Here is a 19,573-nt window from a genome sequence, read left to right on the forward strand (position 1 = left end):
GTTAATCCATAGCAATTGAATGTTCTACTTTGTCTTTAGGTTTTTTTATAAAACAGAGCAAAGGAAGAACACCAAGGGTAATAAGCATCATTAATTTAAAATCGTCAATATAAGCAATCATCGTTGCTTGATTAGTGAGCATATAATTTAAAGAAGCTAACCCTGCTGGTGTTGATACATCAATATGATTAGCAAAGTAAGCATTATTTGCTGCTATATTATAAGGTGTTATATGAGAGGCAAGTACGCCATGATTAATTTGTGTATTACTCGTCAATAAACTGGTTACTATTGAGATACCTATACTACTGCCTATATTTCTCATCAAATTAAATAATGAAGTGCCTTCATTACGTAAGGCTCCCGTTAGAGTGGAAAATGTAACTGTACTTAAAGCAACATAGGCTAAACCGATACCAAAACCTTGTACTACACCCACCCAAATAATTGCCCAAGAGTCGATATACAAAGAATAAGAGGTCATTCCCCAAAGAGAAAAAGCAGTAGTGAGCAAGCCTGCACCAACCAAAAAACGAGGATCTACGCGATTAATAATTTTTCCCACTAATATCATAGCAACCATAGTACCAACTCCTCGGGGTGCAGTGACTATACCTGCAGTGATCACTGGGTAATTCAATTGGTTTTGGAGCAAAGGAGGAATTAAAGCAAGGGTTGCAAAAAGAACTATTCCAAGAACAAAAATCAGCACATTACCTGCTACAAAATTACGATCCTTAAATATTTCAAGATTAATAAAGGGTGTCTTATAAGTAATGCTATGAATCAGAAAAAGATAAAACCCTAGTCCAGAAATAATCGTTTCCAGTATAATTTCTGGAGAGCTAAACCAATCTTTTAACTCTCCTCGATCAAGCATTAATTGTAAAGCACTGACACCAATGCTTAGGGTGATAAAACCCATAAAATCAAATTGGCTTTTTTGGGTTTTTGTCTCTGATAGGAAAAAATAAAGTCCAATGAACGAAAGGATACCAATAGGAACATTGATATAAAAAACCCAACGCCAATTATAATTTTCAGTGAGCCATCCACCTAATGCAGGCCCTAATATAGGCCCAAGGGTTACACCAACACCCCACAAGGCCATTGCTTTACCAAAATTTTCTTTCGAATTAATATCAAATAAAATTGATTGTGATAAAGGTACTAATGCGGCCCCAAAGACCCCTTGCATGAGTCTAAAAACAACCATTTCAGGTAAGCTTCCCGCTATTCCACATAAAATCGAAGAAAAAGTAAATCCTGCTATTGATGTTAAAAAAACCAATTTTCGTCCCAAATAACCTGCCAACCATCCTGTCAGTGGGATTGCGATGGCTGCTGCAACAATGTATGAAGTGAGAACCCAGGACATTTGGTCTTGGGTCGCAGCCAGCGACCCTTGCATGTGAGGTAAAGCTACATTGGCAATAGTAGAATCAAGTGATTGCATGATGGTAGCGAGCATTACAGAAAAGGTAATTGCCTTATAAGGCATACTTTCTCTAGAAAGCGTTGTTGTAGAAAAATCAGTCATTGCTATTTGCTGAAAAAATTCGACGATGTTGAGTGTCCACAGTCACCACAACACTTAAGCCGGATTTTAAAAAAGGCATCTTTTCTACATCTTTAATGGCTATGCGTATAGGTATTCTTTGTGTAATTTTTACCCAGTTTCCTGTAGCATTCTCTGGAGGTAATAGAGAAAAAGTAGCACCAGTCCCAGGGCTGGTACTTACCACATAACCTGATATTTTTTTATCACGGTACGCATCAATCACAACAATTGCGTTTTGTCCCGGTTTTATATTGGTTATTTGGGTTTCCTTTAAATTAGCTTCAACCCATATATTTTTATTGGAAATCAAGGCAAATACTGCAGCGCCTGCATGGATATAATCACCAGGCTGTATTTGTTCTACCTTAGTTACAATGCCATCCATAGGCGCTTTAACTACTGTATATGAAAGATTAAGCTTTGCTCGATTCACTTGGGCCTTGGCTTGTTGCACTAAAGGGTGCTTATCCACAGATATGTTCTCATTATTGCCCAAATTAGCCAGTGCATTTGCCATCTGCTGTTGAGCTGCTGTCAATTGCTGTGTTGCATTTTCTAAGTTATTGGTCGCTTTATTTAATTGCCTTTGGGAGGAAATACCTGAGGCAGCCAATTTTTTTTGGCGATTATATTCTTGTTGCATGTAACTAAATGTTTGTTGTGCTTTTTTTGTATTAGCTTCACGTTGTTTATAAGTTGCTTTGAGCGCTTGTACTTGTAAACGTGTATTGATTAATTCTGCTTTGGCTTTTTCCAACGCAATTTTATAAGGCTCATCATCAAGGCTAAATAAAGGAGCTCCTTCTGTTACCTTTTGATTATCATGTACATAAATCTTTACAACTTGGCCGGATACATTAGCACTAATAGCTGCTTTAGCGGCTTGGATATAAGCATTATCCGTAGAAACGTAACGACCACCAAACAAATAAAACAATAAAATGACCAAAAAAAGAATAAATGGAACACCAATAAGCAAAAAACGTCTACGCTCTTGCATCCAGTTTGTTAACTTCATTTTGAACCACACATCTTTGCAGATTAAAGCATATTTAAATATACAATTTGACATAATAAGTAAAAATTGTCAAACTTTATTATATTCTTATTTTTTATAATTTGACTTTTTATTTCAATTTTAGATAATCAAAAAATGACTCAGGAACTCACCATACAACATTGTGATAAAAGAAAGGAAATAATTCTTAAAGCTGCTCTTAAATGTTTTTTACAGTTTGGATACAATAAAACATCAATGGAGGACGTGGCTAAAGAAGCTCATTTATCGAGACCACTCATCTATTTAAAGTTTAAAAATAAAGAAGAACTTTATATTGAGGTTATTGAATACTTAACAGAAGGGCGTATTGAAAAAGCAAAGCAAGCCCTAGAAACCTATGAATCCAAAAAACAAAAACTCATGAAATTTTATGAGATTTTGCTATTAAAACCGTGGGAACAAGTGATGGAAAGACCTATGTCTGCTGATTTGTATTGGACCTATAAAACACTTTTCCAGGAACTTGCTCAAAAACATAAACTACTCGCGCTACAATGTATAGAGAACGTTTTTGAGAATAAGGAAATTGCCCTCTTATTTGTCTTGGCAGTCGAGGGTTTAAAATCTGATTTACCCGATACAAAAACACTAAAAAATCGATTAAAAATGCTTATAGATCGGTTTGTATAAATAAACGTAAGCGGACATAAAAAGTGAAGACATGTCTTTTATGTCGCTAAACGAACATATCCTGTAACGCTTGCCCCTAGCGAAAGTAGGAAGAATGAAAACGTAGTTGTTATTAATCTACTATAATTGAACAGTTGTCCCCAAGAACTAACAAAGTTACTGTACTGTCTTTTGTTAAAGTTTTAGAACCACAGATAATATCCGCTCCAAAGACGGTATGCTTTCTAAAGCCAAATACATATTTCTTATTTGAAGGTCCTCTACCTGAATAAGATTTTCCTGCAGTACCGCTTTTTTTTCCTTCTACTACAAATCCCAATGCTGCCGCCGTTTTTTCATTTGTTTTCACATGAACTCGAATGGTATCGTTGGCAAAAATATCTGTTGAAGAAAAGAAAATAGTGAGGCAGCTTAATATAATTAGTGAATTCCTTTTCATAATACTCTCCTTGTAATTATGATATTTACTATAGCGTATTTTTTGCAGTGTACATATTAAATACTATCCTAAACGAACAAAAAACTCCTATGAAAATCAAGTGCTAATGGTTACTATATAAGGAATTTTATGATGATAAAATGGAAATTAGGTTATTGTTAAAGGATCTATTATGTGGCTAATCAGAGGAATTGCTTGCTTGAGCTTGTATGTATTAGCATCCTGCACTATCTCGCTGCCTCAACAAAGCCAAGTTAAAAATATAAAAGCGGTTCCCAACATGGAACATGCTATTAAAAAAAGTCTGCAAAAAAAGAATACTTTTTCTCAAGGAACATGGCCAAACAAACAATGGTGGATGTCTTATAATTCTCATGAACTTAATCTCCTAGTCACAGAAGCTTTAGGCCATAACCCATCAATTCAAGAGGTCAAAAAGCGCATTGAGGTCGCTAAACAGAAAGCGATGGTGACGCGCTCTGTGCTCTTCCCCTTAGTCTTTTTTAACGCAGATGAGAATAGACAATATATCAGTCACAACGGTTTATATCGCGCCTTCAATCCTTCATTTCCCTTAAATGCTAACCTTTTAGATCTTTCACTTTCATTTAATTATGAAGTTGATTTTTGGGGACAAAATCGTAATCTTTTTCGTGCTGCTCTAGGAGAAGCAAAAGCACAAGAAGCAGAAGCAGCTGAAGTAGAATTGATTACAAGCACAGCAACTGCACAAGCTTATTTTGCTTATAAAACAAATCTCATAAGAAAAGAATTATATGTACAATTAATTAACGTACGACAAAAAATTGCAAGATTACAAAACTTACTTGTACAAAAAGGACTTTCTTCAAAATTACCCGCGTTAGAAACTTCAGAAAAATTATTTGAAGCAAAAAAATTACTCTCAAGTATTACTGACGAACTTACTGTAAATAAACACTTGATTAATACTTTAACCGGACGTGGACCTGATGATCCTTTATCAATCAACTCCTCACTTCCAAGGTTGCCTAAGTCATTGAATATTCCGCAAATACTGCCGTTAGATTTCTTGGCTCGCAGGCCTGATCTTATGGCGCAAATTTGGCGTGCTAAGGCTTTGGCTTATAAAACAGGAGCAGCAATGGCTGAGTTTTATCCCAATATAAATCTTGTTGGCCTTCTTGGTCTGGAAAGTACTGGTTGGAAAAAACTTTTCGATATATCTAGTGGTACAGCAGCATTTAGACCTGCATTAAGTTTGCCTATTTTTACTGCGGGAGCGATACGAGCCAATATCAAAGCAACTAAAGCACAATTCGATGCAGCAATTGATGCATATAACAACCTGCTCCTCTACAGCACTCAAGAAGTTCTTGATGTCTTAGCATTTGCTGAGGATATTTATCAACAAAAGGTAGAACAAGAGCGCGTAGTTGAATTGGCAAAACAGCGTTATGAACTCAGTTACTTGCGTCAGAAAAAGGGATTAGATAGTCTATTTGATCTTTATTTTTTGCAAGAAGAGGTCATTCAAAAAAGAATTGTAGATGTTACTTTACTGTATAACCAATATTTAGCCTCAATAAAATTGACCAAAGCCTTAGGAGGCGGTTATTACCAAAATACGATACCCTTGGTGAAAAACTCATGAAAAAGAAATCTTCCTCTTTTTATTTCGCAATCATTCTTCTTGTTCTATTTCTTTTTCTTTTTTTGTATTGGTTGTTTGTTTGGAGATATGAAGTTTACACTAATGATGCTTACGTCCAAGGAAACCAAGTCTATATCAAATCCTTACATCCTGGATTCGTTACAGGTATTTATACGGATGATAGTTTTCTAGTGAAAAAGGGGCAGCTGATTGTTTCTTTAAATGAAACTGACTCCATTATCGCGCTTGAAAAAGCAAAAAAGAAGCTTGCTAAAACTGTACGTGATGTATGCCAGGCATTTCACGATGTATTTATATTAGCCGCAGATATAGACGTAAAAAAAGCAGAACTGCTAAAAGCACAGCAAAATCTGAAACACCGCTATGATGTAATTGATGCCAAAGGGGTTTCTTTGGAGGATTATCAGCATGCCCAAGACGATCTTAAAGCCTCAATAGCGTCGCTAAAAAGCACTAAGAATAATTATCAAAAAATGCTCGCCTTTGTACAAGGCACTTCAATTATTGAACATCCATGGGTACAGGAGGCAGCACAAGAAGTACGTGATGCCTGGGTCCAATTATATCGCTGTAAAATTTATGCTCCTGTAGATGGTCTGGTAGCGCAAAGAACCATTCAAGTAGGCATGTGGGTCTCTCCTAAAGATCCGCTGATGTCCATTATTCCTCTGGATCAAATATGGGTTAACGCCAACTATAAGGAAACACAACTTAAAAAAATGCGTCTTGGACAAAAAGTTAAATTTACTTCGGATCTTTATGGTTCTAGTGTTGTGTTTCACGGCAAAATTGTGGGTTTACCTGGAGGAGCAGGCAATGCTTTTTCATTATTACCCCCTGAAAACCTCTCCGGAAATTGGATTAAAATCGTCCAAAGATTACCTGTTCGAGTAGCACTAGTACAAGATGAGTTAAAAAAACATCCCCTTAGAATCGGCCTCTCTTTAGAAGTCACAACTGATCTGACTGATCAAGATGGCTCTTTAGTACCTACATCTACTTCAGACTCGCCTCATTATGTGACTGATATTTTTCAAAAAGAAGAAACTGGTGATAAGGAACTAATAGCAGAAATTATTAAAAGCAATTTAGATCCAAATCTCCTGGCATATGCTAATACACCTCTCATTTTAAATAAATTTGCTTTAAATGAGAGAAGAAAATAATGATTCTCTATATTTTACTCCTAGCACTTGCTGCAGTCATTTTTAATCTCACCTTGCCAATAATGGCTGGTCTTTATATTGTAAGTGATCTAGGTGGCAGCACCTATATGACTGCCTATACCGTCAGTTTTTTTTGTATTGGAAATCTTTTAGGAGTCCCTTTGGGAAAACCTGCAGCCACACGTTTAAGCCCCATCCAACTTTTTGTAGTCTGCCTCAGTTTGACTGCTTTATGTTCTTGGGGATGTGCCACTGCTACTGATTTTTTTAACTTTATCTTATTTAGATTTTTAGAGGGATTCGCTTCGGGGCCAATGTTTCTTCTCATTACTTATACACTTATTCCCTTATTATCTTCTAATAAAGATAAAGTCTATATTCTTTCCTTAGTCTTAATTTGTCTTTCAATAATTCCCGTCATTGGCGCCTCATATGGAGCATGGATTGCTTATGACTATCATTGGCGATTTCTGTTTTTCTCTAATGTACCTTTATGTGTCTTTTTAATTTTGTATGTGGGTTATGGTTATAGAAGATACCATGAACCCGTAAAAGAAATAGTTTTTGATAAACTTGGATATTTTTATTATTGCATCAGCATGGTTTTTATCGGGGCTGCTTTAACAACCGGCCAAGAATTAGATTGGTTTCGTTCTTCTCTGATCACTTTTTTACTGATCTCAGGAGTAATCTGTTTTATTTTCTTTGTATTACGCAGTTGGTCCGTTAAAAATCCAATTGTTGATTTGCAACTGCTGAAAAATTTTTATTTTTCACTGGCAATGATCTACATTGCATTACTTTTTGCAATTTATTTTGGTATGGTAATTTTGCTGTCTTTATGGCTGAAACTCTATGTCAATTACACTCCAGATTGGATTGCTTTAATTATAGGAACCATGGCATTTTGTGGATGGATTCCTGTGGTTCTTAATAAAAAACAATATAAACCATTTCCTCCATTAATAATTGCCTTACTTTTTTTTGCCATTTCTTGTTTTTATACCTGCTATTTTAATGTAGATATTAATTTCAATCGCATTGCATTTTCTCGAGGTCTAGCAGGCGTTGGACTTGCATTATTTTTATCTCCCCTCTTCCAATTATCAATACATACTTTTCCTGAAGCAAAACTGGCTGAATGCATTTGCTTTTTCCATGTATCACGCTTAATTGGAAGTGGGCTTGGGGTCGCATTATTCCCCATTTTATGGCACCGACGAGAGGTTTTTTTTCATTTGCGCTTAGGAAGCAGTTTGACCGCATTTTCACAGGAAACCCAGTTGTTTTTAGCAAAAGCAAAACTGTTACATATTCAAGGAAAACATGCCTCTGCTCAATTAAATTACTATTTGACGCGACAAGCTACTGCTCTTGCATTAGATGACTGCTTCTACCTCATGGGTTGGATGACACTCGTTTTGATGATTTTTTTAATCATCGCTTTTTTATTTCGTTTAAAAAGAACCAAAGCTCCAATAAAAAAAGATGAAGACCAATTATTACTACTGAAAGGATCATAATATTTAATAGACCTTCTGGTGTTGTGGACTGAGATGAGTAAAATATTTAACTCTGATTGTTTAAGTACTTAGTACTACTAAATCGAGGCATTTGAGAAGGTATGAGTCTTTCTTATTGCAGTAAATTCTCGTTTTTAGGACATCGTTTAACAAAATAAATTTATGGGAAAAATAATGAAATCTGAATATGAAGAAATCATTAGACGATTAAAACAAAATGATGCCAACCTCACTGCATTAAACCTTCGCCAAAAGGACTTAACCCCTGAAGAGTCTCAAGAATTTTTTAAAGCATTGGAAGAAAATACTTTTGTCACTAAGGTACAATATCTAGGTAATAACTCGAGTGGCAATGCAGCTATAGCCTTAAGCGTAATGTTGGAGAAGAATCAAACAATTGAGGAACTTGAGTTAGGTACCAATGAGTTAAATAATGAAGATATTATTCATATCGTCCGTGGGTTAAAACAAAATTCATCTGTTGTTATTATTGATCTTAATAGCAATCTATTCGATACTGCAGAGCCTATCGCTGATCTGCTCGAACATAATAATCATATTAAAGAAATTGATCTTACCAACAGTAATATTAATAATGCTGGATTCTCAGAAATTTATGAAGCATTGCAAAGAAATGAAAACTCATCACTAACGACATTTAATGTCTATTTTCCACAAGTATCTTGCATTGATGATTTTGATAATTTTTGTAGAGCAAATGCAAGTAGACTTGAAAGAGGCGTAAAGCCATTTTGAAGTTGCGCTTAATCTAGGAAGCGCGGACATTGATAACTTTTTACAAGAAGCAGCTAGACCTCGTCCTCAGCTCGAACGATGCAAGTAAAGAATAGATCCAAATCATTTCTAGTTTAAAGTTTATGAGAACATAGGATGACGTTCTTCTAAGGGGGTACTTTCTATATCTATATACAAAATCCGTCGCCTTCCGCGAAAGCGGAAGGTCCAGAAACAACAAATCTTGCTCTAAATTTATTCTACCTTACGCCAAGTAGTCCCATTAGCTCCATCTTCCAACTCGATACCTTTACTTAATAAGTCCGCCCTTATCTGGTCGGCGCGTTCCCAATTGCGCTCAGTACGTGCTTGAAGTCGCTCATTGATTAATTGTTCTATTGATGCTTTGTCTTCGGCATCTAAGCCTGACTGTAAGAAAGACGAAGGATCTGTTTGCAATAGCCCCATAATATTTCCCAAATATTTCAAAGTAGCGGCTAAAATAGGCGAATTACTTTTATTAACTTCATGACTGAGCTGAAACAAAACAGATAAAGCAACGGGGGTATTAAAATCATCATTCATTGCTTGATTAAATTCGTTAATCCAATGATTATCTAATTCACCATCTGCAATAATACGACTATCCTTGATGGTTTGATACAAACGAGTTAATGCCTTTTTAGCGTTAGCTAAGTTTTCTTCAGAATAATTTAATGAACTACGATAATGACTACTTAAAAGAAAATAACGCACTACCTCTGGATGATGTTTTGCTAAAACATCTGCGATAGTAAAAAAATTACCTAATGATTTTGACATTTTTTCATTATTAACCTGCAACATTCCTACATGCAGCCAATAATTTGCAAAAGGTTTTTCAGTAGCAGCTTCACTCTGAGCGATTTCATTCTCATGATGAGGAAATTGCAAATCCAACCCTCCCCCGTGAATATCAAACTGCTCCCCTAATTCACTCATTGCCATCGCCGAACATTCAATATGCCAACCTGGGCGTCCTTCGCCCCAGGGAGAAGGCCAACTAGGCTCACCTGGTTTTGCTTTTTTCCATAAAACAAAATCTAATGGTGAACGCTTTTCCTTAACAATTTCAACCCGAGCTCCAGCTACTAAGCCCTCTAGATCTTTGTTTGATAATTTACCATAGTCTTCAAATGAATTAACCTGATAACATACATCACCATTGTCACTAAGATAGGCATTACCTTTAGCAAGCAGCCGTTCAATTAAATGGATAATGCTATGAATATATTCTGTAGCACGTGGCTCTAAATCTGGGGATAAAATATTTAATGCCTGTGTATCCTCATTCATTGCTGTAATATATTGAGCAGTTAATTCATCTATAGGTATTGCTCGTTCATGTGCGCGTGCAATAATTTTATCGTCAATATCCGTAATATTACGTACATATTTCACCTCATAGCCTTGAGAGCGCAAATAACGGACAATCACATCAAAAGCAACCATAGAGCGAGCATGGCCGATATGGCAACGATCATATACTGTAATACCGCAAACATAGATACCAATTTTTCCAGGTGAAATGGAAACAAACGGTTCTTTTGTTCTGGTTAAAGAATTATATAAATGCAACATATTTATCCCTCTTAACTTACTTTTCCCCAAGTGTCCTTCAGATCCACCACTCGATGAAAAGCACTAACACACCCTTCTTTTAATTCATTAACACAATAATACCCCAAGCGCTCAAACTGAAACACTTCACCTAATGGCTGATTAGCTAATGCTGGCTCACAATAACCTTGTTTTATTTGTAATGAATTATGGTTTAAAAACTGGAAGAAATCCTCTTCTCGACCAGGATTAGGATCATTAAATAAGCGATCATATTCCAATACAGTCACCGGATAAGCATGTTTGCAAGATACCCAATGAATAACTCCCTTAACTTTCCTATCTTCAGGATTCTTTCCTAAAGTATTTTCATCATAGGTACAGCGTAATTCAAGAATAGTTCCTTGTTCATCATAAATTACATCATGACATTTAATCACATAAGAGTGGCGTAAACGTACTTCAGCACCAGGTGATAAACGATGATATTTTTTGGGTGGCTCTTCCATAAAATCCGAACGCTCGATAAAGATTTCTCGCGTAAACGGCAAATTCCGTGTACTTGAATTTGGATCCTGTGGATTATAGGCGGGCTTTAATAGTTCAGTTTTATCCTCAGGATAATTCTCAATAACTATTTTTAAGGGGGACATAACGCATAAAGCACGTTTTGCTGTTCGATTTAGCTCAGCACGAACACATTCTTCAAGGACTGACATATCAATTACTGAATCACTGCGTGAAACACCAATTACCTCGCAAAATTGACGAATTGCTGCAGGAGGATATCCACGTTTACGCATCGCGCGCAAAGTAGGCATCCGAGGATCATCCCATCCAGATACCGCCTTTTTTTCAACCAGCGTACGTAATTTACGCTTTGAAGTAATTGTATGGGATAAATTTAAACGAGCAAATTCTGTTTGTATTGGTTTAGCAGGTAACGGCAAATGCTCAACAAACCAATCATAAAGAGGCCGATGATCCTGAAACTCTAAAGTACATAAAGAATGAGTAATTTTTTCTAAGGCATCAGAAATAGGATGCGCATAATCATACATAGGATAAATGCACCATTCATCGCCTGTACGTTGATGATGTGCATGGCGAATGCGATAAATTACAGGATCGCGCATATTCACATTACCTGATTCCATGTCAATTTTTGCTCGCAACACATGGGTCCCATCAGGAAACTCACCCGCCTTCATACGTGCAAATAAATCTAAGCTTTCTTCAATAGGTCTATTTCTGTAAGGACTTTCACGACCAGGTTCTTGTAAAGTACCACGATAAGCACGAATTTCATCCATACTAAGACTATCAACATAAGCCATATCTTTTTTAATTAAAAGTACAGCAAAATCATAAAGTTCATGATAATAGTCTGAGGAGTGAGTCATAGCATACCAGTCAAAACCTAACCAACGAACATCTTCAATAATGGCATTGACATACTCTTCTTCTTCTTTCATAGGGTTTGTATCATCAAAACGCAAATAACAAATCCCACCAAACTCTTGCGCCAAACCAAAATTCACACAAATCGCTTTAGCATGTCCAACATGCAAATAACCATTAGGCTCTGGTGGAAAACGGGTAACTACAGACTGATGCTTACCACTCGCTAATTCATCAGCAATCAATTGTCTTATAAAATGAGCTCGCTTTTCAGTTATTTCAATCATCGTTTTATCCATTATTGTCCATGGCATGTCGCATGGAATAAATTAAATCTGCTCCGGCCTGTAACATATCATTCTTCGTATTATAAGCATCCAGGATACATGTAATTAAGGCAGCCCCTACAATAATACCATCTGCAAAATGAGCAATTTCCGCTGCCATTTCTGCTGTTTTTATACCAAAACCAACCATTAAGGGGAGAGTAGTTTGTGCTTTTCGGTGTTGATATTGAGCTTTTAAAGATGCTATATCAAGAGCATCAGACCCAGTAACACCTTTTAAAGACACATAGTATAAATAACCCTTAGCAAACTTGTTTATTAAGGCCATTCGCTCGTCTGAAGTTGTAGGCGAGCAAAGGAAGATACTGTACAAACCGTATTTTTGCCAGATTTTAGCAATTTCTTCGCCTTCTTCAGGGGGTAAATCTACTATAATGGTCCCATCAATACCCGCCGCTACAGCTTGTTGTGCAAAAAGCTCATAACCAAAGTGCTCTATAGGATTTAAATAACCCATAATAATCACAGGGGTTTCTTGATCTTGAACACGAAATTCTTTTACCATATTCAATACCGTATGGCAGTGCACGTCCTGGGCAAGTGCCCTCTCCATAGCACGTTGAATCACAGGCCCTTCAGCCATAGGATCGGAAAAGGGTATACCTAACTCTAAAATATCTGCGCCAGCTCTTACTAACTCATGCATTAGCTTCACGGTAATCTCTGGATAAGGATCTCCTGCTGTAATATAAGGACTGAGCATTTTTTTGCCATTCGCCTTAAGGCGCATCAAGGTGCTGTCAATTCGGTTCATACGCTAATTCCATCAATTTGTGCCACAGTATGCATGTCTTTATCGCCACGACCCGATAAATTCACGATAATATTTTGATTTACGGACATTGTCTTCGCGAGTTTCATGGCATAAGCAATAGCATGACTGGATTCAAGTGCTGGAATAATGCCTTCAATACGGGTTAAGGTTCGAAACGCGTGTAAGGCTTCATCATCATTAATTGCCTCATAAATGGCGCGTCCAGTATCCTTCAAATAAGCATGCTCAGGCCCTACACCAGGATAGTCGAGGCCCGCAGAAATCGAGTGAGTGTCCTTAATTTGACCGTGTTCATCACAAAGTAAATAAGTTCGATTACCATGTAAAACACCTGGTTTTCCGGCTATAAGTGAGGCAGAATGTTCTCCACTTTCCAAACCTTTCCCTCCTGCTTCAACACCATAAAGAGCAACTTCCGTATCATTCAGAAAAGGATAAAATAAACCAATTGCATTAGAACCTCCCCCTACACAAGCAACTAAAGCATCTGGCAAACGACCTGTTTTTTCTAAAATCTGTGCTTTCGCTTCTACACCAATCACTGATTGAAAATCTCTAACCATTTGCGGATAAGGATGTGGCCCTGCCACTGTTCCAATGATATAAAATGTATCATCAATATGGCTCACCCAATCACGCATGGCTTCATTCAAGGCATCTTTTAGCGTACGTGATCCTGCTGTCACAGGAACAACCTCCGCCCCCAACAATTTCATGCGGTAAACATTAGATGCTTGACGTTTTATATCTTCAGCTCCCATATAAACCACGCATTCCAAACCTAATTTAGCAGCGACAGTAGCTGAAGCCACGCCGTGTTGCCCGGCTCCAGTTTCTGCAATGACTCGAGTTTTCCCCATCCGCTTAGCGAGTAAGGCTTGTCCCACAGTATTATTGATTTTGTGTGCGCCAGTATGATTCAAATCTTCTCGCTTTAAGTAGATTTGTGCGCCACCAATTTCCTGACTTAGGCGTCGAGCATGATACAATGGATTAGGCCGTCCTACGTAATCCTTTAATTCAGCATGCAATTCTACAAGAAAATTAGGATCTTGCCGGTATTTTGCATAGGCTTCTTCTAATTCTTGCAAAGCATGCATCAACGTATCCGCTACAAAAATACCGCCATAAGGACCGAAATGCCCATGTTCATCGGGAAGTTCTTTTTTGTTCATCAATCTACCTTTATCAACCTTTTAAAATGTATCTTGGTCTGGGACACAACAAAGCAAAAAACCAAGTTTCCTCAGTTTTCGGACTCTGCGTCGCGGCACCTACTCTACTATCTGTTCAATAATTTCTGCATAAATCGACTCATTTTGCCATGATCTTTAATCCCAGGCGAGACTTCAATCCCACTGCATAGATCTACTGCGTAAGGATGACATGCTTCAATTGCTTCAAGCACGTTAGATTCCTCTATGCCTCCAGCCAATATATAAGGTTTTGCTATCTCTTGCGGGATAGTTTTCCAGTCAAAAGTAAGTCCAGTTCCACCTCTTGCTGCAGTAGAAGGAGTATCCAATAACAGAGCACGAGCCATCGCAAATTCTCGTGCCGCTTGTTGAATATATTCTGCCGAATCAGCATGTATCGCTTTAATAAAAGGTTTTTTAAATTGCTGGCAAAATTCTGCTGATTCATCACCATGAAATTGCAATAACTGAATGGGTAGTTCTTCTATGATTTTTTGCACTAAATCTCGTTCAGGATTCACTAAAACAGCAACAGAATCCACAAATGCTGGAAGCTCGTTGAGTAAAGCCTTTGCTTGCTCAATAGAAATAAATCGGGTACTTTTCGGATAAAAAATTAAACCAATAGCATCTACACCTAAATTTACAGCATATGCGATATCTTCGCTACGCGTCATACCACACATCTTGACTCGTACACGTGATGAATTCAATTATTTCTCCAAAAGAAACATAGGGCCCGGGCAATTCTGTAATATAGAAAACTCTTGAGGGTAATTCACTTGCACTAAATACAATCCATAGGCAGGTGCTGTTTCAGCCCCTAACCGCCTATCTTTTGCTTTAAGCACTTCCTCTACCCAAAAAACGGGTTTTTTTCCTGAGCCTACTGCAATGAGAACACCAGCAATATTTCGTACCATATGATGTAAAAACGCATTAGCAGTAATATCAATTATTACCAAATCTCCCATTCGGTTCACTTGAAGTTTATGCACCTTCCGCATCGGAGTATTCGACTGACATTCAACAGATCGGAATGAAGTAAAATCATTTTCCCCTAATAAAACTTGAGCTGCTTGATGCATGAGACGATGATCTAATTGCCTGTATTGCCACGTTACATTGCTACGCAACAGTGCTGGTCTTATGGCACTATTATAAATCACATAGCGATACCGTCTCGCAGTTGCGGAATATCTTGCGTGAAATTCTTCTGAGAGCTCTTTTCCCCATTTCACACATATATCTTTAGGTAAAAATGAATTTACACCATGGATCCATGCACGAATACTGCGCTGCTTTTCGCTGTCAAAATGGATTACTTGATTTGTCGCATGCACACCTGTATCAGTTCGCCCAGCACAAACTACGGATATAGGGAGATCTGCTACTTTAGATAAAGCATTTTCTACAGCCTGTTGTACGGTATGCAATCCTGTTTGTGCTTGCCAGCCATGATACTTGCTACCATCATACTCAAGCACTAAAGCGATTCGCATTGATTATTCCTGATAAAAGGGTCAATTTATAATACGGCATTTGTTTTGTCTATACTTTACTAGAATTGATTTCAAGTTTATTGGAATATTATAGTTATTTATGCTCAATAAATTAACCGTTGCGTTGCTATCTCTTGTTGATTTGTTCTCTCTTGTTGATTTATTGAATTCATTTATGATAGCTTCTCGGTTTGCAATTAGGGGTTAGCTAATTGATACGTATTTATAACACTCTGTATTAAAAATTTGAGACTTAAATTTATGAAATGGAATTTATTTTATCCATCTATTGCCGCTTTACTCCTTGTATGTCATAACGCCTCTTTTTCTAAAAATGCTGGATACGTACAAAACCCATCAATGCAATCGGTTTTTAGTGCTCAAGGTAACTGGTTTATTTCGCTTGGAGCAGGAGTACAATTTCCTGAGCTGCACTCTAATATTCAAGTAAATAACGGCTCTGAATTTTCAGCACCTTACAATTATGATCGATACTCAATCAACAATAACAATGGAGCAGTGCTCGCAGCATCTGTGGGACGTCGATGGCAAAACGACAATATTTGGTTTCCTTCCTACTCACTTAGTATATTTTGGCAGTATTTTTTCAAGACCCAGCTCCATGGTAAAATTACCCAATACTCCTTACCTCAATTTACTAATTACAACTATAATTTAGACTTTACTGCGAACCTTCTATTAATCTCAGGAAAAATGAACCTATTCAAGCATGGAATGTTTTCACCTTACATCAATGGAGGAATAGGAAGTTCTTTTAATAAGGTCTCTAATTATAATGAAACGGCTTTAGCAGGTGTGACACCACGAGTTAGCCCAGGATTCAGAACCGCCAATACTAGTGAATTTGCCTACAATATAGGTGCTGGTGTAGATGTACATTTTTTACCCCAGTTTATTCTTTCCTTAGGTTATATTTATCAAGACTTAGGTCCATACTCTTCTGGTAATGGAGTTGGGGCATGGTCAAACCAATCATTAAATTCAGGTTCCTATCATTCCAATGAAATTTTAGTCAGTATGACTTATCTTTTTTGACAAAAAATTTGTAGAATAAATTATAAGTGACTTGCATACGGTGATTAAATTATCTTTTAGGTGTCGCAATCTCTTCAAGCTTAACATCCTGTCTTTTTGCAATCGCCTCTTTAAATTTGTCTTTAAAGTCTTTAAATGAATCTGCTGAGTTCTCTATGTCAATTTTTCCTTCGTTGTTTTTAGCGCTGCTAAAAATAGATTTTCTTTTCCATGCAATAGCATCAAGTACATTGGTAACAGTCTGATGATTTGAGCTTAACAATCTAGCTCTTTCCTCGATTGGCACATCCGCAAGAGAAGCTTCGATTTTACGGGCTTTCCTATCCATACCTATAGTATACCATTTGTTTCTAGCATCAAATTTCTTAATAAGATTTTTGATCTCTTCATTTTCCGGGGAAGTTAAACCAGGTAAAACTCTTTGCATTTTTTGAATTTGCTTCTTTATTTCATCCCGCCGCTCATCCAAATTTCCGCCTTGCATTATTGCTTTATCACAATCATCTAGAAAGCGTGCCATTTCTCTGTCGTTTTTACCAACCTTTAAACCAATTAAAATATTTTTTAATCTTTGGTACTCAGCAATATCATCAGGAAGTTGCACTTTGGCTTCTTGTAATTTTGTCTCAAAGCCAATTAACTTGTTCCTAAAATCATCTACTGATCGTACATGATATATTACATTATGCTTTGCATCTTGAAGTATTAATAAAGGGATAACACTCTTCTCATTAAGTTTAAGATTACTAATGTCCTGCATTAGTTGCTCACATCTAGGAGCGTTTTCACTCAATAGTCGTTCAAGTTTATTATGATCAGCTTTTAAACTTGCCCCCAATCTATCTAACTTACCTCTTAAATCATCTATTGAAGTTGCACCACGTACTGCATTTCGCCTTGCTTCTTGAAGCATTGCTAAAGGAATGATGTTTTGATTATCAATTTTAAACGCATTAATTTTCTCCATGAGCGCGTTACACTGCTCAGAGCTCTGCTTCAATTTTGTTTGTTTCACTAGGTCTTCTTTTAATTTCGCTTCAAACTCGTCTAATTTGATCTTTAAATCATCTATTGATGTTGCACTACGTATTGCATCTCTCCTTGCCTCTTGAAGAACTGCTAGAGACATATCATGTTGATCATCGATTTTAAGAGCACTGATTTGCTTCATAAGCACATCACACTTATCAGCACTTTCTTTCACCTTAACTAATTTAATATTTATTTTTAGGGCTGTAGCATCTTTGTCGAATCCAACATTATTAATATCTGACCTTATGATATCGACGACTAATGGTTTAATTTCGAAATCGAGATCCGTACTTAGATCACCCACTTTTCTTAATATATCTTTATAAACTGGCTCAGAATAAAGGCCTAACTCTTGTAATTTTTTAGAAGCATCGCTTAAACTCATTCGGCTGCTAGGAGGATCTTTTATCAGCTCCTTTATCAACTGTTTATATTCTTTACCAATCTCAGTCTTAAATATCGGTGCGTTCAGAGTAATCGAGTAAGGCCAATCACCAGTAAGATAGGCGTATATATTACGCCCTAAAAGAGAAGCATGTAGATTTTCTGCGTTAAATGAGGAGCTATTTATTTCTGTTGGCATAAACCCATGTGTGCGGATAATATCAACATTTTCATTCCCTGGTATTGTTTTACGGTATACCCCTCCTTGTGTAAATACAAAACTTTTTGTATCAGCTAAACGTAATTGTCCACCTTCCACCAACCAGTTAGTCAGCTTGGCATCTGGAAAACAACAGTGTTCTGTTTGGATCCTCATAAATAACTGAGTCATTTGGCCCATAATATTACTGCATCCGAGAAATGTTTCATCCTCTCCTTTGACTCTTACCTGTTTGCTATGATCTTCCACTGAACCTGAAGTACAGTAATCGGTTACAAGTAATGTTCTAGATACTATCTCCCCTTCATCACTCCTACCCCTAACCTGGCGATCAGCTCCTATTGAGCTAAAAACATCACCCATACTTTCACGTAGATGCTGCTCTATATGTCTTGGCATTCCCAGACGATTGTCTATTTTAAGAACGTAAATACTCCCATATTGGGGATCTGTAGGATCAATATTGGTCACTTTGTAATTCCTGGAATTACTGCCTCCTAAAAAATCCAGTGAATACTTAGTACAAAACTCCCTCCATTGATTCGCTTCCGGAGAATAATCTAGCGAATCGTATAAGTTCTCCCAATCATTTTGTATTTGCAATTTCTTAGCCAGGCTCATGCCACTTGTACCCTGATGTAAAATCTCCATTAATCTGTCTGCTTTATCAGGAGATATATCTGAAATGACGCGATTGATTAAAAAATCATGTCTGCCACTTCTTAACATGGTGTTAACCCCATTTTCAGCATAAGCATTTCTCATTTGGAGAAACAAATCTTTTTTGACTTTATGAAATGCGATTGCGGTGGCTAAGGTATCTGGTGGAACCTGAAAGTCAATATAGTCTATTGCTTGTTGCATTTTAACTAAGGCTTCTTTTTTAGTTTCAGGTTTGCGAGCATCATTATATTCAATTATTGCATTATTCAGAGCTTTACGAAATTTTTGAAAATCGGTTAAAGATAAGCCCAAATGATCATCTTTAGGTAATTTGGCAAATTTTATTTTTTTAAGCGGGGGCGAAGAATCTCTTTTGCCAAAAAACTTAGCAAACATAATATCACCTTGAAGTACAAAGATTAGCGATTATTTAAAATATAGACTATATTTGGTTCATAAGTGGGTCATAAAATAACTCATATAGGTATAATAAATTAATGTCAGTATGGATAAAGATATAATTATAACGAGTCTCTATCACGAGCCGTTCGAGCTGAGGAGACGTTTACCCCGTCTCGAAGGCTTGGCATCGGGTTCGAAAGTACCTGCTAAGGCTTCGAGATGGCGCTG

Annotated in this window: 16 protein-coding genes; 6 read left to right on the top strand and 10 right to left on the bottom strand. The window is 37.0% G+C overall.

All coding sequences use genetic code 11. The features are described from left to right. Position 1: 1 nt before the first annotated feature. Positions 2-1,540: a DHA2 family efflux MFS transporter permease subunit gene (locus DYH34_RS11850; RefSeq protein WP_083502788.1), complete on the bottom strand. Its 1,539-nt coding sequence runs from the start codon at positions 1,538-1,540 to the stop codon at positions 2-4. Further along, positions 1,533-2,579: an HlyD family secretion protein gene (locus DYH34_RS11855; RefSeq protein WP_058465644.1), complete on the bottom strand. Its 1,047-nt coding sequence runs from the start codon at positions 2,577-2,579 to the stop codon at positions 1,533-1,535. Before DYH34_RS11855 ends, DYH34_RS11850 begins: the two co-directional genes overlap by 8 nt. Before the next feature lie 135 nt (positions 2,580-2,714). Here DYH34_RS11855 and DYH34_RS11860 point away from each other — a divergent pair, with 135 nt between their 5' ends. Further along, positions 2,715-3,251, top strand: a complete 537-nt coding sequence (locus DYH34_RS11860) for a TetR/AcrR family transcriptional regulator (protein WP_058465643.1) — start codon at positions 2,715-2,717, stop codon at positions 3,249-3,251. A gap of 112 nt (positions 3,252-3,363) precedes the next feature. Here DYH34_RS11860 and DYH34_RS11865 read toward each other — a convergent pair whose 3' ends face one another. Beyond that, positions 3,364-3,690 carry a hypothetical protein gene (locus DYH34_RS11865; protein WP_058465642.1) on the bottom strand — a complete coding sequence of 109 codons (327 nt, stop codon included), beginning with the start codon at positions 3,688-3,690 and terminating at the stop codon, positions 3,364-3,366. A 172-nt stretch (positions 3,691-3,862) separates the two neighbouring features. Here DYH34_RS11865 and DYH34_RS11870 point away from each other — a divergent pair, with 172 nt between their 5' ends. From DYH34_RS11870 to DYH34_RS11885, 4 genes are all read left to right on the top strand, one after another. Beyond that, complete coding sequence (locus DYH34_RS11870; RefSeq protein ID WP_058465641.1) at positions 3,863-5,323, top strand: efflux transporter outer membrane subunit; 1,461 nt, start codon at positions 3,863-3,865, stop codon at positions 5,321-5,323. Then, on the top strand, positions 5,320-6,510 hold the full coding sequence (locus DYH34_RS11875) for an HlyD/EmrA/EmrK family protein (protein ID WP_058465640.1): 1,191 nt from the start codon (positions 5,320-5,322) through the stop codon (positions 6,508-6,510). The genes DYH34_RS11870 and DYH34_RS11875 overlap by 4 nt, the downstream gene beginning before the upstream one ends. Next, a complete protein-coding gene (locus tag DYH34_RS11880; protein ID WP_058465639.1) occupies positions 6,510-8,033 on the top strand; it encodes an MFS transporter in 1,524 nt (507 codons plus the stop codon). Before DYH34_RS11875 ends, DYH34_RS11880 begins: the two co-directional genes overlap by 1 nt. Positions 8,034-8,207: 174 nt before the next feature. Continuing rightward, entirely contained in the window at positions 8,208-8,789 is a 582-nt protein-coding gene (locus tag DYH34_RS11885; RefSeq protein WP_058465638.1) for a leucine-rich repeat domain-containing protein, read from the top strand. 234 nt (positions 8,790-9,023) lie between these two features. Here DYH34_RS11885 and cysS read toward each other — a convergent pair whose 3' ends face one another. From cysS to truA, 6 genes are all read right to left on the bottom strand, one after another. Next, positions 9,024-10,388 (bottom strand): cysteine--tRNA ligase, encoded by a 1,365-nt coding sequence (gene cysS / locus DYH34_RS11890; RefSeq protein WP_058465637.1) that lies wholly within the window; start codon positions 10,386-10,388, stop codon positions 9,024-9,026. Between the two features lie 11 nt (positions 10,389-10,399). Beyond that, on the bottom strand, positions 10,400-12,055 hold the full coding sequence (locus DYH34_RS11895; protein WP_058465859.1) for a glutamine--tRNA ligase/YqeY domain fusion protein: 1,656 nt from the start codon (positions 12,053-12,055) through the stop codon (positions 10,400-10,402). Between the two features lie 4 nt (positions 12,056-12,059). Continuing rightward, on the bottom strand, positions 12,060-12,869 hold the full coding sequence (trpA, locus tag DYH34_RS11900) for a tryptophan synthase subunit alpha (protein ID WP_058465636.1): 810 nt from the start codon (positions 12,867-12,869) through the stop codon (positions 12,060-12,062). Beyond that, on the bottom strand, positions 12,866-14,065 hold the full coding sequence (gene trpB / locus DYH34_RS11905; protein ID WP_058465635.1) for a tryptophan synthase subunit beta: 1,200 nt from the start codon (positions 14,063-14,065) through the stop codon (positions 12,866-12,868). The genes trpA and trpB overlap by 4 nt, the downstream gene beginning before the upstream one ends. A 107-nt stretch (positions 14,066-14,172) precedes the next feature. Continuing rightward, a complete protein-coding gene (locus tag DYH34_RS11910; RefSeq protein WP_058465634.1) occupies positions 14,173-14,799 on the bottom strand; it encodes a phosphoribosylanthranilate isomerase in 627 nt (208 codons plus the stop codon). After that, on the bottom strand, positions 14,800-15,588 hold the full coding sequence (truA, locus tag DYH34_RS11915) for a tRNA pseudouridine(38-40) synthase TruA (RefSeq protein WP_058465633.1): 789 nt from the start codon (positions 15,586-15,588) through the stop codon (positions 14,800-14,802). Positions 15,589-15,849: 261 nt separating this feature from the next. Here truA and DYH34_RS11920 point away from each other — a divergent pair, with 261 nt between their 5' ends. Next, positions 15,850-16,644, top strand: coding sequence for an outer membrane protein (locus tag DYH34_RS11920; RefSeq protein WP_058465632.1), 795 nt, complete (start codon positions 15,850-15,852; stop codon positions 16,642-16,644). A gap of 49 nt (positions 16,645-16,693) precedes the next feature. On the opposite strand, the gene DYH34_RS11925 is transcribed toward DYH34_RS11920, so the two are convergent. Then, positions 16,694-19,255: a coiled-coil domain-containing protein gene (locus DYH34_RS11925; protein WP_238589537.1), complete on the bottom strand. Its 2,562-nt coding sequence runs from the start codon at positions 19,253-19,255 to the stop codon at positions 16,694-16,696. Positions 19,256-19,573: the final 318 nt, after the last annotated feature.

This window comes from Legionella cincinnatiensis, assembly GCF_900452415.1.
In the GTDB taxonomy this organism is placed as follows: domain Bacteria; phylum Pseudomonadota; class Gammaproteobacteria; order Legionellales; family Legionellaceae; genus Legionella; species Legionella cincinnatiensis.